The organism is Cecembia calidifontis (genome assembly GCF_004216715.1).
GTDB lineage: Bacteria > Bacteroidota > Bacteroidia > Cytophagales > Cyclobacteriaceae > Cecembia_A > Cecembia_A calidifontis.
In genome coordinates this window covers 470530-486297 of record NZ_SGXG01000001.1, presented here as the reverse complement: position 1 = coordinate 486297, position 15768 = coordinate 470530, and the positions used below count along the sequence as shown (strand labels likewise).

Annotated in this window: 13 protein-coding genes and 1 tRNA gene; 11 read left to right on the top strand and 3 right to left on the bottom strand. The window is 42.1% G+C overall.

Annotated elements, in window-relative coordinates:
- The first annotated feature begins 52 nt into the window (after positions 1 to 52).
- Complete coding sequence (locus BC751_RS02170) at positions 53 to 1549, top strand: M28 family peptidase (protein WP_130274115.1); 1497 nt, start codon at positions 53 to 55, stop codon at positions 1547 to 1549.
- A gap of 202 nt (positions 1550 to 1751) precedes the next feature.
- Here BC751_RS02170 and BC751_RS02165 read toward each other — a convergent pair whose 3' ends face one another.
- Positions 1752 to 3107 carry a DEAD/DEAH box helicase gene (locus tag BC751_RS02165; RefSeq protein WP_130274114.1) on the bottom strand — a complete coding sequence of 452 codons (1356 nt, stop codon included), beginning with the start codon at positions 3105 to 3107 and terminating at the stop codon, positions 1752 to 1754.
- 140 nt (positions 3108 to 3247) lie between these two features.
- On the opposite strand from BC751_RS02165, the gene BC751_RS02160 reads away from it, so the two are divergent.
- The 8 genes from BC751_RS02160 (at position 3248) to BC751_RS02125 (ending at position 10863) form a co-directional block, all read left to right on the top strand.
- Positions 3248 to 4597, top strand: coding sequence for a dihydroorotase (locus tag BC751_RS02160; RefSeq protein ID WP_130274113.1), 1350 nt, complete (start codon positions 3248 to 3250; stop codon positions 4595 to 4597).
- A gap of 73 nt (positions 4598 to 4670) precedes the next feature.
- Positions 4671 to 4746 (top strand) — tRNA-His (locus BC751_RS02155).
- Between the two features lie 413 nt (positions 4747 to 5159).
- A complete protein-coding gene (locus tag BC751_RS02150; protein WP_130277468.1) occupies positions 5160 to 7076 on the top strand; it encodes an amylo-alpha-1,6-glucosidase in 1917 nt (638 codons plus the stop codon).
- Between the two features lie 10 nt (positions 7077 to 7086).
- Positions 7087 to 8376: a glycosyltransferase family 4 protein gene (locus tag BC751_RS02145; protein WP_130274112.1), complete on the top strand. Its 1290-nt coding sequence runs from the start codon at positions 7087 to 7089 to the stop codon at positions 8374 to 8376.
- Entirely contained in the window at positions 8373 to 9584 is a 1212-nt protein-coding gene (locus tag BC751_RS02140; RefSeq protein WP_130274111.1) for a glycoside hydrolase family 57 protein, read from the top strand. The genes BC751_RS02145 and BC751_RS02140 overlap by 4 nt, the downstream gene beginning before the upstream one ends.
- Before the next feature lie 57 nt (positions 9585 to 9641).
- Positions 9642 to 10151, top strand: a complete 510-nt coding sequence (locus BC751_RS02135; protein ID WP_130274110.1) for a RidA family protein — start codon at positions 9642 to 9644, stop codon at positions 10149 to 10151.
- A gap of 15 nt (positions 10152 to 10166) precedes the next feature.
- Entirely contained in the window at positions 10167 to 10625 is a 459-nt protein-coding gene (locus tag BC751_RS02130) for a hypothetical protein (protein ID WP_130274109.1), read from the top strand.
- Complete coding sequence (locus tag BC751_RS02125; RefSeq protein WP_130274108.1) at positions 10612 to 10863, top strand: hypothetical protein; 252 nt, start codon at positions 10612 to 10614, stop codon at positions 10861 to 10863. The genes BC751_RS02130 and BC751_RS02125 overlap by 14 nt, the downstream gene beginning before the upstream one ends.
- Before the next feature lie 24 nt (positions 10864 to 10887).
- Here BC751_RS02125 and BC751_RS02120 read toward each other — a convergent pair whose 3' ends face one another.
- Complete coding sequence (locus tag BC751_RS02120) at positions 10888 to 11568, bottom strand: DUF2461 domain-containing protein (protein ID WP_130274107.1); 681 nt, start codon at positions 11566 to 11568, stop codon at positions 10888 to 10890.
- A 59-nt stretch (positions 11569 to 11627) separates the two neighbouring features.
- Between BC751_RS02120 and BC751_RS02115 the strand changes: the two genes are divergently transcribed.
- The gene (locus tag BC751_RS02115) at positions 11628 to 12191 is read left to right on the top strand and encodes a hypothetical protein (RefSeq protein WP_130274106.1); all 564 of its coding nucleotides are present in this window, start codon (positions 11628 to 11630) and stop codon (positions 12189 to 12191) included.
- 66 nt (positions 12192 to 12257) lie between these two features.
- On the opposite strand, the gene BC751_RS02110 is transcribed toward BC751_RS02115, so the two are convergent.
- Positions 12258 to 13556 (bottom strand): UDP-N-acetylmuramoyl-tripeptide--D-alanyl-D-alanine ligase, encoded by a 1299-nt coding sequence (locus BC751_RS02110; RefSeq protein WP_130274105.1) that lies wholly within the window; start codon positions 13554 to 13556, stop codon positions 12258 to 12260.
- Between the two features lie 90 nt (positions 13557 to 13646).
- Here BC751_RS02110 and BC751_RS02105 point away from each other — a divergent pair, with 90 nt between their 5' ends.
- Positions 13647 to 15761, top strand: coding sequence for a T9SS type A sorting domain-containing protein (locus BC751_RS02105; protein ID WP_130274104.1), 2115 nt, complete (start codon positions 13647 to 13649; stop codon positions 15759 to 15761).
- The last annotated feature ends 7 nt before the right edge of the window (positions 15762 to 15768 follow it).

Here is a 15768-nt window from a genome sequence, read left to right as displayed (position 1 = left end):
TGGGAATAATTTTTATGTTTAAAACCCAAATTGATTAACCTGAATATAACATATGAAAAAACGAGTTTTAATTGCGTCGGTCCTGGGGTTGTTTTTGGCCATCAAGGGCCAGGCGCAGGATGCTACTGCCTTAAAGTATGCTGCTACAATTACGGCCCAGGATCTGGAAAGGCATCTGACTTATATTGCCTCAGATGAACTGGAGGGGAGAGATACCGGCGAAAAGGGCCAAAAGCTTGCTGCTGAATATCTTGCTAATTTCTACAAAGACCTTGGGCTGAAGGGGCCTGTGGAAGGAAGTTATTTCCAGAAGTTTAACCTGTCCTCAGTTTCTTATCCTGAGGTTAACCTTACTGTTGGAAAACAAAAACTCGTCCAAAATGAGGATTTTATATTTATTGGGGATGCAAATATGAGCCGATTGAAAAGAACCGATCTGGTTTTTTTGGGGCTTGCCAATGAGGAAAACCTTAAAAAAGTTGATGTCAAAGATAAATTGGTCGGACTATGGGCAATTGGGAGCAGGGCACAGACTGTGGTCCCAGAGGTCATGCAGGCCGGAGCCGCAGGGATTGTTATAGTGACAATGGAGGGACAGGCAAATTTTGATAGGATGGCAAATTGGTATAAGTCTTTAAGTGGTAAAGGGAGACTAGGTTTTGAACAACCTACCAAGCAAGAACCGATTTTTTTGGTGAGCAGTGAGAAAATGTCAACATTGTTTCAAACCCCGGTGGAAATTTTAAAGGAGGCAGCCAAGAATAATCCGGAGTCCATTCCTTCCCAAAAAGTTTCTTATTTGGTCAAAAAACAAAATAAGGTGGTGCCAACGGAAAATGTGATGGCATTCCTGGAAGGTACAGATAAAAAAGAAGAAGTTCTGGTCATTTCCTCCCATTATGATCACGTGGGAATCAATAGCAAAGGAGAAATCAATAATGGGGCAGATGATGATGGATCAGGAACGGTAGCAGTTATGGAAATTGCGGAAGCTTTTGCCATGGCCGCCAAAGATGGATTTAGACCAAGAAGAAGTATCCTGTTCTTAAATGTGACCGGTGAAGAAAAAGGATTGCTAGGATCTGAATATTATTCCAATCATCCCATTTTCCCATTAGAAAACACAGTCAACAACATCAATATTGACATGGTGGGAAGGATAGATTATGAGTATCAAGACGCGGAAAATCAAGAATACATCTATGTGATCGGATCAGAGATGCTTTCATCCCACCTTAAGGTGATCAATGAATACAACAATATCACTTATACCAATTTGATTTTGGATTATAGGTATGATGCCGAAGATGATCCTAACAGATTCTATTACAGATCTGATCATTATAACTTTGCCAAACACAACATCCCGGTAATCTTCTTCTTCAATGGGGTGCATGATGATTATCATCAGCCTACAGATACTGTTGATAAGATTGAATTCCCGTTGATGACCAAAAGGACCAAGCTTATTTTCCATACCGCTTGGGATTTGGCCAACAGGGAAAATAGAACTCCGGTTGATGGCACCAATAACAGAGGGGAAAGATAATCATCATTGCTTGATAGTCCTCTGACATAAAAAGAACAAAAGCAAAGACCTGTTGGGCGGAAATCCTGACAGGTCTTTTTGTTTTCAGATAAATGTGTAATCTTCAAGTCTACCCAAAATTTGCTGCCATGAAATATTTCCTTGCCATATTTAGCTGTCACGTCCTGAAACCCGACTTCGAATTTCCGACTTACGTTTCACCCTATTTATTCTTATACTTTCCTTGCGTTTTAAGCTGATTGCGGTTCCTTTTGGCCTTGGAGTTTTTATTCCCTCTTTTTTCCTTTTTTTGCTGGGATGGTTTATGCTTTACCTTTTTTTCATGGAAGGCTCCTTTGTAATCAGGATTTTCCTTCTTTTTCTGGTTGTCTATTTCCCTTTCATACCCCTGTTTCTCTTCAAAAGGCGTTGGGGTAATTTCTACCTCTGAAGGAATCTGTACCCTTGGAACTTCCATTCGGATGATGTCCTGGATTTTTTCGAAATGGTATTCTTCTGCCGGGTTGACAAAGGTGATGGCAAATCCTTCATTTTCAGCCCTACCGGTCCGGCCAATTCTGTGAACATAATCCTCATAAATCAAAGGCACATCAAAATTGATTACATGGCTGACCATGCTGATGTCAAGACCCCTGGCTGCTACATCGGTGGCTACCAAAATACGCACTTCTCCTGACTTGAAGTCTTCCATGGAGTTGATGCGGGTGTTTTGACCTTTGTTTGCATGGATTACTCTAATTTCACCTATTTTTTTTCTTTCCAGGTAACTGTAAACCGACTCTGCATTTTTTCTGGATTTGGTAAAAATGATCACCCTATTCAAGCTTGGATCCTCCAAGAGGTGGATCAATAGATTGATCTTGGTTTTAATGTTGGGAACTTCATATTTTACCTGTTGGATGGTTTCTGCTGTAGTGGCCTGCGGGGCTACTTCTACCCTTTCAGGGAATTCCAGGAATTCGTGCGAAAGCCTTTCTACTTTTGGGCCAAAAGTCGCAGAAAACAATAAATTCTGTCTTTTGACCGGGATGACTTCGAGAATAGCACGGATCTGGGGCATGAATCCCATGTCCAACATCTTGTCTGCTTCATCCAGGATCATGGTTTTGATTTCCTTGGTGAATATCTCTCCTTTTTTGTAAAGGTCCATGAACCTTCCCGGGGTGGAGATGATGATATCCACTCCCTGTTGGAGTTTTTCGATCTGGGTTTTTGGGCCAAGTCCTCCATAAAGACAGACATAGCGGAGGTCCGTATATTTTCCAAAAGTGACTACTGCTTCCTCAATTTGCATGACCAATTCCCTTGTCGGTGCCAAAATAAGGGCACGGGTATGCATGCCCTGTGCATACTTTACTTTCATGAGCAAAGGGAGCACATAGGCAGCAGTTTTTCCTGTTCCTGTTTGGGCGATACCCAAAACGTCATGGCCTGATAGGGCCAATGGAATAGCCTTTTCCTGAATAGGAGTAGGTTTGGAATAGCCAGTCTCATTTACTGCCTCCAAAAGCTGTTTATTTAATTTGAAATTTTCGAAAGTAGGCGTGCTATCAGACATGTTTTTGTATTTTTGGAACAGAAGTTCAGGGGTTATCAAAGGAACACTTTTGAGTTAAGGCCTGTTGTTTATAGATGACAGGTGAAATCCCTGATTTCATCTCCCAAACCATATAAATTGTATCAAACTGAATAAACCGAATGAAAAGTATACTGATAACCGGTGCAAATATAGTAAATGAAGGACAGATTACCCGTTCTGATATTTTGGTGAAGGATGGATTGATCTATAACGTGGGTCCTGATCTCTCAGGTTTTGATGCTGACCTGCGTATTGATGCCTCCGGGAAGTATATATTTCCGGGGATTATTGATGATCAGGTGCATTTCAGGGAACCCGGACTTACCCACAAAGCCGACATTTATACAGAAAGCAAAGCTGCTGTTGCAGGAGGGGTGACTTCTTATATGGAAATGCCCAATACAGTGCCGCAGAGCATTACCATTGAATTGTTGGAAGAGAAATTTAAAATCGCTTCCGAGAAATCACTTGCTAACTATTCCTTCTTTTTTGGGGCTACCAATGATAACATAGAAGAAATCCTAAAGGTAGACCCTGAGAATGTATGCGGCATTAAAGTATTCCAAGGTTCTTCCACTGGCAATATGCTGGTGGATAATCCGGAAAGTCTGGAGAGGATTTTTGCGGAGTGCAAACTTTTGATTGCTACCCATAGCGAGAATGACAACATCATCAAGGCAAACCTCGAAAAATTCAAAAAGGAATACGGTGAAAATATTCCCGTGAAGTTTCATCCGATCATCCGTTCAGAAGAAGCCTGCTATGATGCCTCCAAAAAGGTGGTTGATTTGGCCAGGAAATATGGTACTAAACTCCATGTGCTCCATATAAGCACAGGCAAAGAGGTGGACCTTTTTGATAATACCCTTCCATTGGAAGAAAAAAGGATTACAGCGGAAGCATGTATCCACCATCTTTGGTTTTCTGATGAGGATTATGAAGAAAAAGGCAATCTCATCAAATGGAATCCGGCTGTAAAGACCAAAGCCGACAGGGACAGGATCCTTCAGGGAGTTCTGGAAGGGAATATTGATGTGATTGCCACGGACCATGCGCCCCATACCCTGGAAGAGAAGGCTCAGCCCTATACTTCAGCTCCTTCAGGAGGGCCTTTGGTCCAACACAGCCTGGTAGCCATGCTGGATCTTTATCATCAGGGCAAGATAAGGCTAGATCAGATAGCCCAGAAAATGTGTCATAATGTGGCCATCCTTTTTGAAATAGAAAAGAGGGGCTATATCAGGCCGGGATACTATGCCGATTTGGTCATTGTGGATTTGGATAAGCCCTGGAAAGTGGAAAAAAGCAACATTCTGGCCAAATGTGGATGGTCTCCTTTTGAAGGGCATACCTTCCGTTCCCAGGTTACCCACACGATTGTTTCCGGACATTTGGTGTACGAAAACGGCGAATTTCATGAAGAAAAGAAAGGGATGCGTCTAAAATTTTCCAGAAAAATTAAAGACTGAGTATTGCTTAGAAAATAAGGAAGCATTACCTTTGCAATCCATTCGGGAAGATGTCCTGAATTTTAAGATAAACGGTGGTTGTAGCTCAGCTGGTTAGAGCGCTGGTTTGTGGCACCAGAGGTCGCCGGTTCGAACCCGGTCTCCCACCCAAAAAGCCCCTTTATACAGGGGCTTTTTTAGTTTTTAACTTAGCAAAAAACCCAAAATGGCATAAGTTTTGTTTAATTGGTTAAAAAAAGTTACAAAAGGCATGTTTACATTATTTAAAGTTTCGCCAAAATTTCCGAAAATTCAACCTGTGGATATCAAGGTAATCAGACTTTATATGTCGAAATTTGAAGAATCCTTAAAGAACTTCGAGGAATTGCAGAAGGAAGGCATCCGTTCTTGATCTGGGGAATAACCAGAGAAAATGGAATAATCTTCATGATTTAGTTTAAAACATTCCGTTTATCAAATAATTTGGCTAAGGTTATGGCAACATAACCTTTATTTTTGTGCTAATTAGTTTTTCTTTCCCGACCAAAAAGGTATTTTTATGGAAATCTCAAACTTTTACCGCATGAGTTATATCCATTTTGACAAAACCCAACTAATCAACCTGAATTATTCACTGGATAGGGAAATCATCCGGACAAATAGAGGCGGGTGCTATACCAGTACGACCATAATAGGATGTAACACCAGAAAATACCATGGCTTATTGGTAGTTCCACAGCCCCAAATCAATGAACAGCTCCACGTCATGCTCTCTACTGTGCATGAAACAGTTATCCAAAGGGGGGCAAGTTTTAATTTGGGGATCAGTAAGTTTCCAGGAAATTATTTCCCCAGGGGGCATAAGTACCTTGAGGATTTCACTTCGGAACCCATCCCAAAATTGACCTATAGGGTAGGAGGGGTGCTGTTGCAGAAGGAATTGATTTTGGATACCAATAGAGACAGGGTAATGATCCGTTATACCTTATTGGATGCGCATTCCCCTACAAAAATTCAGATCAAACCCTTCCTGGCCTTTAGGGGCTATCATGACCTTTCCAAAGCCAATGACAGGGTCAACAGGAATTTTGAAAAAGTACCCAACGGTGCCAAGTTTCAGTTGTATCCTGAATATAGTCCTTTATACCTCCAGCTTTCTAAGAAGAATAAATTCCATTCTGAACCGGATTGGTATTATAATTTTGAATATATCATGGAAAGGGAAAGGGGTTATGAGTATCAGGAGGACCTCTTCTACCCGGGTTATTTTGAATTTGATATTGAAAAGGGCGAGTCGGTGATTTTTTCTGCCGGCTTGACTGAAGCAGATCCAAGTACCCGACAGCGTGCTTTTGAGAAAGAATTGGCCAGACGTGTGCCCAGGAATAATTTCGAAAACTGCCTGATCAATTCTGCCAGTCAGTTTATCCAAAGGAGAGACGGAAAAACCCATGTTGTGGCTGGCTACCCTTGGTTTGGTTGGTGGGGAAGGGATACTTTTATAGCTTCACCAGGACTGACCTTGACACAGGGGGATAAGGAAACCTTCTTGGAAATTATGGATACGATGGTCGCTGATCTTCATGGGCCACTCTTCCCAAATGTCGGAAGTGGGGTGATGAGGAACATGACGTCCATGGATGCGCCGCTGTGGTTTTTCTGGTCCCTTCAGCAATACATAATTTTTACCGGGGATAAAAAGACCGTCAAAGAAAAATACCTTGACAAAATGAAAGGCATTATTGATGGATTTAGGGTGGGGACTGATTACAATATCCATATGCTGGACAATGGTCTGATGTATGGGGGAGAAGAGGGCATAGCTTTGACATGGATGGATGCCGTTAATTCAGATGGACCTGTTACGCCCAGGATCGGATGTCCCGTGGAAATCAATGCGCTCTGGTACAATGCACTTTGTTTTTATCATGAGCTGTCCGGAGATGAAGAGATCAAATCAATTGCCGACTTGGTCAAAAAATCCTTTAATGAGGTCTTTTGGGATGAAAAAAGAGGTTACCTCGCCGATTATGTAGACGGAAACTACAAGGATTGGTCAGTAAGACCCAATATGATTTTTGCCACTTCACTGCCTTACTCTCCATTGGAAGAAAGCCAGATGGATTCTATTTTGGAAATCGTCAAATCAAAATTGCTTACGAAAAGAGGGTTGCGCTCATTGTCCCCTGATGATCCGGGATACAAAGGGTATTACCATGGCAATCAATACACCAGAGACCTGGCATATCACAATGGAACGGTATGGGCCTGGCTATTGGGCCATTTTGTAGAGGGGTATCTCAGGCTTCATGGGAAATCAGGAAAGCATTTCGTGGAGAAGATCATTCAAGGATTTGATGAGGTAATGAGCCAATATGGCATTGGGACAGTGGCTGAGATTTATGATGGTGATCCTCCCCATAGGCCTAAGGGATCCATATCCCAGGCCTGGAGTGTTGGTGAATTGTTACGAATGATGTATTTGGTCAAAAAATTATAATTGTTTTATTATGAAGGTTTTAATGTTTGGGTGGGAATTTCCGCCACACATTTCCGGAGGTTTGGGAACGGCCTGTTATGGCCTGGTAAAAGGTCTTGTCCATCACAACCAAGATATCATTTTTGTGGTGCCCAAACTTTGGGGAGATGAGGAACCGCTAGCTGATTTTGTCAATGCCAGCGATATAGAGATTGACTATCGGGAAAAAAAGTTCATCGATACCTGGAAAAACCTCACCTATCTGGAAATCAACAGCTTCCTGGTGCCCTACCTTGGTCCTCAGGAATTTGAGAAATATACGGACTATACCCTTCACCATAGAACGGATGTAGAAGAGTCGGTATTTTCCAATAAATATGAATTTTCCGGAAAGTATGGGAAAAACCTGATGGAGGAAGTCTCCCGCTATGCGCTGGTGGCTTCCCAGATAGCCAAAATGAAGGACCATGATATCATTCATGCCCATGATTGGCTTGCCTATCCTGCAGGGATTGCTGCCAAGCAGATCAGTGGCAAACCTTTAATCGCCCACATCCATGCCACCCAATTTGACAGGGCTGGACAAGGCGGAGCACAAGGGCCAGTCTTTGAAATAGAAAAGGCAGGACTCTTAGCGGCAGACCACGTGGTAGCTGTTAGTCACCTCACCAGAAATTTAGTCATAGAAAAGTATGGAGTAGATCCGGACAGGGTGAGCGTGCTCCATAATGCAGTGTTAGACGCCAGTATCATTGAATCCACTGTCAGAAAAAATGTCCCAGAGAAAATTGTCACTTTCCTGGGAAGAATAACTTTCCAAAAAGGCCCAGAATATTTTGTGGAGGCAGCAAAGAAGGTAATCGATAGGGATCCCAATGTGCGTTTTGTGATGGCGGGTAGCGGCGATCTGCTCAACCGGATGGTAGAAAGGGTTGCAGAATTGGGAATGGGAACCCGGTTTCATTTTACAGGTTTCCTGAAAGGTCAGGACGTGGATGACATGTATGCCATCTCTGATGTGTATGTCATGCCTTCGGTTTCCGAACCATTTGGTATAGCACCTTTGGAAGCAGTACGACATAATACCCCTGTGATTATTTCCAAACAATCCGGTGTGGCTGAAGTGCTTCGAAATGCCATCAAAATTGATTTTTGGGATGTGGATGCCATGGCGGATGCAATTTTCGGCTTGCTTCATTATGAAAGTATTGCCAAGATGTTCAAGGAACTGGGGAGTGAAGAACTGAAAAATTTGAAATGGGAGCATGTCGCTGCCAAACTTGTCACTGTTTACGAAAAACTACACAAAGAACAACCATGAGAACTATTTGCTTTTATTTTCAGGTACACCAACCTTTCAGGATAAAGCCATATCGTTTTTTTGATATTGGCGAAGACCATTATTATTGGGATGATTACAGCAATAAAAGTATCATCAGAAAGGTGGCCACTAAATGCTACTTGCCTATGAATGCCCTCTTGCTGGATCTGATCAAACGCTACAATGGGAAATTCAAAGTTACTTTTTCTATTTCAGGAGTCTGTCTGGATCAGTTTGAAGCCTATGCACCTGATGTACTTGCCAGTTTCCAGGAATTAGTAGCGACCGGTCATGTGGAATTATTGAGCGAAACAGATGCGCATGCCTTGTCTTCTTTGGCCAGCGAAGAGGAATTTGCCAGAAGTGTGGAAAGGCACAAAGCAAAAATCAAGCGTCTATTCAACGGATATGAGCCTAAGGTTTTCCGCAATACAGAATTGATCTATTCCGATAAAATAGGTGCCATGGTATCCAAAATGGGTTATGAAGCCATGCTTACTGAGGGTGCTAAACATATTCTCGGGTGGAAAAGCCCCAATTTTGTTTACCAGAATTCAATCGATCCCAACCTAAAAGTTCTCTTGAAGAATTTCCAGTTGAGTGATGACATCGCATTCAGATTCAGCAACAAAACCTGGTCCGATTACCCTTTGACCACGGAGAAATTTGTCAACTGGATCAATGCCATCCCCAAAGAGCAAGAGGTTTTGAACCTGTTTATGGATTATGAAACATTTGGGGAGCATCAGTGGGCAGAAACAGGAATCTTTGAATTCATGAGGGTACTCCCAGCTGCTGTATTTAGCCATACTGATTTTGATTTCAGCACCACTTCTGAAGTGGCCAGAGGAGCCAAGCCCATTGCAAAAATCAACGTACCCGTACCCATCTCCTGGGCAGATGAAGAAAGGGATTTGACAGCTTGGTTGGGTAATGATCTTCAAAAAGAGGCTTTTACCAAATTGTATGAACTGGAGCCTAAGGTAAAGAAAATAGATGACGCTGATATCCAAAGGGACTGGAACTACCTTCAGACCTCGGATCATTTCTACTATATGTGTACCAAGTTCTTTTCTGATGGGGCTGTCCATTCCTATTTCAGTCATTATGATACCCCTTATGACGCATTTATCAATTACATGAATGTGTTGAGTGACTTTATCCTAAGGGTGAAAAATAAAGAGAAGGAATTGATCGCGGCAGAATAAAAAAATAGGGCTTGTGTTAAAACAGGCCCTTTTGCATGGCATCTAAATGAAGTAAAAATGAAAAAGCTTATACTACCTTTATTGCTATCTCTTGCAGCTTGTAATTCTGAGATAGGCAAGCAGCAATCGGCAGGAGGCCCTATTAAAGAGGAATTTATCGTCAGATATGACAGGCCTGATGCAAGCATTTTAAGGGGTGTCTATATTCCCGCAGGCAAAGAGTATTTTTATACCTCCGGATTGGTTGCCCCTGTCAAGGATCCCGATGCTGTTCCAGGGACATACGGACGATATGGAGATACCTATGAGCAGAGCATTGGTATTCTGGAAAGAATCAAAGAGACTATTGGGGAAGCCGGATTTACCATGGAGGATGTGATTTTCTTGAGGGTTTACATGGCTCCTGACAAAGAAGGCAAGATTGATTGGGATGCCTGGTTCAGGGCCTATGGGGAATATTTCAATAATGATGCAAATCCCAATAAAGTGGCACGGTCTACCCTTGCTGTATTTGCTTTGGCCAATCCAGACCTGCTGATTGAGATTGAGGCCGTGGCGGCCAAGTAGCCTTTAACGATACGTATGAAAAGAGGATTGCTGTTATTTCTTCCCCTGTTGTTTTTGTTCAGTTCCTGTGCCTGTGATGGGGAAAAGGTAATGAAGGCCATGTTTTGGGGAATGAACAAACTTGCAGGTGACGGTTATTTTCCACCTGAGGAATTATTGGCATTGGGGGACTTTGAGCGGGTAGAGGTCAATATGTATAGGTCAAACCAAAATGGTGTTTCCAATGCAGAGGTTGAACTCCGGCTTATCAATGGTAAAGGGCATGCCATGCACCAAAGCGAAGAAAATCTGGCCCGAAAATGTGCCGAACTTTATGCAAAAAGCTATTCTAAAATCATGGAGTATGATGAAGTGAAAATTGTATTTATTCAGACAGACCCTTTCAATCCCAATAATATGGCCATGAGTGAATACAGTTTTAGGGTGGAGGATCTTGTTTATTCCGAAAATTCAAATGATTATGGACTTCAATAATGAATTTAAACATCCCCCGGTCAATACCGGAGATTGGTTCCTGAGCATTTTTATTGCCAATATTCCGGTATTGGGATTGGTCATGTTGGTAGTATGGGCCATCGACAAAACAGGAAATCCTAATAAAGCCAATTGGGCCAAGGCCAAATTGCTTTGGTATGCAGTAGCCTTTGGGATAGGTATTATTATCCTTATTTTGATGGGAATTGGTGCAGTTACAGGGGTTTTTGATAATTGAGATTTTGTGGATTTCTAAGTGATCTCAAAGTAGTCCTTCTCTGCTCTCGGATTCCTCAATGGCTCTTGCCAGAAAATCATGGAAGGGTTTCATTTTTCTGAAATGATCGATGGCTTTTTGCCTGAATTTACCACAATTGATTTCCTGGTCCGATAGGGGGGTGGAAACAATAAAGCTTTTGAACCGCAATAGGTCAATATATGGATGGTCTGATTCGTAACCCTTAGGCGTTGTTTTCAGTTGTTCGCCTTCCAGGCCACCAAAAGCCTTTTTGAAATCAGGTTCCTCAAGGATTGCTGATAGTTCATTTCCTGAATAATCAATCTCTTGGCGGATTTTCTTCAAGAAATCTGCCGGTGGCATCCATATTCCTCCTGCAAGGAAGCTTTGGCCCGGTTGGATATGTAGGTAGTAGCCTGGTCCATTGGATTTTTTCCCACCAACTGAAAAGTAGACGGCAAAATTGATCTTATAAGGTTCTTTGTTGGCCGAAAAGCGGATATCCCTATTTTGTCTGAAGACACAGTCCTTGGCTTTGAAATTGGACATTTCGGGTTCCCACTGACTGATGGCCTTGAGCAAAAAATCAACATCTTCCAAAAACTCAGCCCTCACTTCCTGATACCAATCCCTGTTGGCATCCATCCAGTCTTTGTGGTTGTTTCGGGATAGTTCAGATAAGAAGGGGAGATAGTTTTTGCTCATAATTTTTGATTTTTTTAAAAACGAATTATTTCTTAGATTTGAAGCTTAAAGTTAGGCTAATGAAAGTAATAAGCTTATTTTTTGGGATTTTGTTTTTTGTAATCAATCCTGTCTTATCCCAAACAGTAGACCTTTGGAAAATCAATGCGTTTACTCCTACTTTGGAATATGAGAAAAGTATAGCTCCTCAATGGACCCTTGCCCAGAAAGCCGGCATTACATTTTCCGGAAGCCTACCTCCGCTAACAGAACCGTTCGTTGGTACAGGTGTGTTGTATCAGATTGCCCCTTTTTATGATATTCAGACCAGAAGGTATTATAATTTCAATAAACGTATTGCTAAAGGGAAAAACATAGAAAACAATGTTGGCAATTTCATCACTTTTAGGGCTCAGTATGTAGGTCCTGAAATTGCCAGTAGTTTTGTTAGGTATTCCCCGCATACCTTTAAAATTGGTCCTTATTGGGGACTTCAGCGCAACAATGGGTCCCTCAATTATTATTTTAATATTGGACCGGCATTTATTTTCGATGATGTTGGCAACAGAGCAATATGGCCTATTGAGGTAGAATTCAGGTTAGGCTGGCTCTTGAAGAAGAAAGTGAACTCTTCCGAGAATTGATTTCTTTTGTTTTTAAGGACTGGTGTAGGAATGTTTTTAGACTTTGCTACACCAGCCTATGATTATCTAAATGAAATCAACCAATCCTTCCAGTTTCATGCCCCTACTTCCTTTGATCAATATCAAATGATCTTCCAGCTTGGAGTCCTGAAGCCAGTTGCGGAAAGAAAACGGATCCGGGAAATACAGGGAGCGGATGGGTGCTTTTTCCAATGCGGCCTGTATATGTTTCCCGGTGAAACAAATCTTGTCAAAGTTGTAACGCGCTACCAATTCTCCTAATTTTCTATGTTCTTCCTCAGTGCTGTCTCCCAGTTCATACATATCCCCCAAAATGACCATTTTGTATTTTTTTCCGGTCATCTGACCAAAAGTCTGTATGGCAACTTCCATACTGGAGGGATTGGCATTGTAAGCATCCAGGATGATCAAATTGGATCTTTTTTCCAGCAATTGCGATCGCATGTTGGAAGGCTTGTAATTGACCACAGCGTCTACAGCTTGCTCCATAGGGACTCCAAAAAACTTGCCCACAGTCAGGGCTGTGGCTATGTTCCCAAAATTGTAAGCACCTATAAGTGAACTTAGGTGAACTGTATCGTCCCCTTCCACTTTGAACTTTACAAAAGGATTAGCTCCTACAAATGTGACCTCACAAAAATCTCCCTTGGCGGGATACAGGATAGGATTCTCAAAGCGCTTGGCCATATTGGACAGGATGGGATCCTGGGAATTGATAAATACTGTTCCCTTGTTGGCCCGAAGGTGCTGAAAGAGCTCAGTTTTGGTTTTTAGCACACCTTCTGGTCCGCCCATGCCTTCCAGATGCGCCTTTCCGATATTGGTGATAAAACCATGGGTAGGCTCGGCAATCTCACAGAGTTCCTGTATATCCCCTTGCTTGTTCGCCCCCATTTCAATGATGGCAATTTCTGTATCCTTGGGAATGGATAGCAAAGTCAATGGCACTCCTATATGGTTGTTCAGGTTACCCACAGTTGCTGAAGTTTTGAATTTTTTCTTCAGTACGGCATGAAGCAACTCCTTCGAGGTCGTCTTACCATTGCTTCCCGTCAGTCCAATAATGGGAATGGTCAATTGTCTTCTGTGGTGGTTGGCCAATTTTTGGAGAGCCAGTAGCACGTCATCTACCAGGAAATACCTTGAATCACCTGAGGGTATCACCCGCTCCTCATCCACCACTACCAAGGATGCACCTGTTTCCAAAGCTTGCACAGCAAAATCGTTGGCATTGAAATTTGGACCCTTGAGTGCAAAGAAAATGTTTCCTTTTTCTATTTTTCTGGTGTCTGTACTTACACCAGTGGATTGGAGGTAATGCTTGTAGAGTGCTTCGGTTTTCATTTTATCCCAATTGAAGCCTAAAATTAAGTCTTTGCAAAAATCTTTAATCAAATTCTTTCGTTTAATTTTAGGAATTCAAATTCCCTTCGGATGAAGTACGTTTTCTTCTTTTTTTTCTTACTATCCTGTTTGTTCTTGACTGCTCAGCAGACTTTTATTTATGACCAAAACCTTAACATCAAAGTCCAGGGAAAGGATATCCCCATGCCTTTTGCGGTAGGGATCAATGCGGCCCAGATTCAGGAAATGGATACCAATGGGGATGGAAAAGAGGAAATTGTTATTTGGGATATCAATTCAAGAAGAATTTTGGTGTTTGAAAGCACCCAGGATGGGTTCAGGTATTTGCCCGAAATGGCCTATTACTTTCCAAATGATGTCAATGGGTTTTTGGTCTTGGCAGATTTTGATGGGGACGGAAAAAAAGATCTTTTTACCAGCAGTCCCTTTGGAATCAAAGCCTACCGAAATGTCACAGCTGCAGGTGGCGCTGTACCAAGATGGGAAGTGGCGCAGAATTTCCTGCGATTGGATAACGGCTCCAATGTTCAGGCCAATCTATTGGATATTCCTGTGATCCAAGATATTGATGGAGACGGGGATTTGGATATTGTCACTTTTAATTTTGTGGTTGGGGATTATCTTGAACTATACAGGAATACATCCGTAGAGCGTAAAGGTGTTCTAGACATAGATGGCTTTGCATTCCCTGTAGCCAGATGGGGAGGTTTTGAGTTTTGTACTTGTGGACAGTTTAGTTTTGGAGTCACCTGTGGAGGCATTCCCATTAGCCAGGCACCTAACAATGAGCTTTCAGGGGCAAGAATCCAGCATGCTGGCGGACATTCTGTTCGCTATGCTGATTTTAATGGGGATGGGATATTTGATCTATTGATCGGACAGGATGAATGCGATGTGCTTTATTTCCTGCCCAATGAAGGGAGCAATATAAATCCGGTATTCAGGGAATTTTCCAATACCCTGCCCGGTTATGGTCAACTTCCCCGCTTTCCAATTTTCCATGCCTCTTACCTGAAAAATGAAAGCTTATTGATCAGCAGCAATTCCTCAGATGCTTCTGGAGTTTATAATGCTGATTTCTCAAATAATGTTTTTGAATTGACAAAAGGCCAATCCGGAATCAGGCCTTTTATTCAGGCTGATATCTTGGATTTGGGGGAAAATACACGTCCTTTTTTCAAGGGCTTTAAAAATTCAGGGGATTTGATCCTGACCGCCAATGTCAATTCTCAGGGAAGGACGATTGGTAAAGCTTACCGTTTCCTGATGAATGAAGAAGGGTTTGAAATGGTGGACGAGGATTTTTTAGGCCTTTCGCGGTTCAATCTTTCTGATATTCAATATTCGGAGTACAGGACTATATCCGGAAGAAATACTTATTGGTTTTCGGGTGTGGATACCCTGAATTTTCTGCCAAGAAGAAGGGTTTATTTTGGTTTTTCAGCAGATCTGAGTGACCTGAGTGAAATAACTGTCCCCAATACAGGGATAAGGGCACAGGATTATTTTACTTTTTTTGCCTATGAAAACAAAGATTATTTTCTTTTGGCCCGTCAAACCGGGGAACTGGTCTTGTTTTCATTGGATTTAAGTGCCGGAAATCAGCTGACCCTGGTCAGTAGGGATTTTCTTGGTTTTTCTGATAACCCGGCCAACAGGAACCTGAATGTGCATGTGCTTGAAGGAAATAAGCCTTCTCTTTACGCTATCGACCAAAGGGGCATTTTGTTGTTTGTTGAAGACTTCATGAATCAAAACCAAAGGCAAACTGTAGCGATCAGCTTTAAAGACAACGAGACAGGACCTACCAGAATGGGAAGGAATACCTGGATTACTTCTTTGCCTCAGCCATTTTCTCAGGACAGGGATTTGATTCTGGGAAATACGGCTGGGGGATTGGAATTTTTGAAATTCAAGGGTTTTGGACTACCTCCTTCAGGGGAGCAGTTGCAGGTCAAAGTATTTCCCAACCCATCTTTTGGTCAAGTGAAGGTCCTGGTATCGGAAAACGCATCATTCAGGATAGTAAATATGTTGGGGCAGGAAATTTTAGAAGGGACCGATTTACAGGCTAATATAGAATTTGACTTAGGGCATTTGTATCTTGCTCCCGGCGTTTACATTTTACAATTTACTTCTTTGGGAAATAAAAAGCAGTTAAGTAAAAAACTGATCATCCACTAACCGCTCA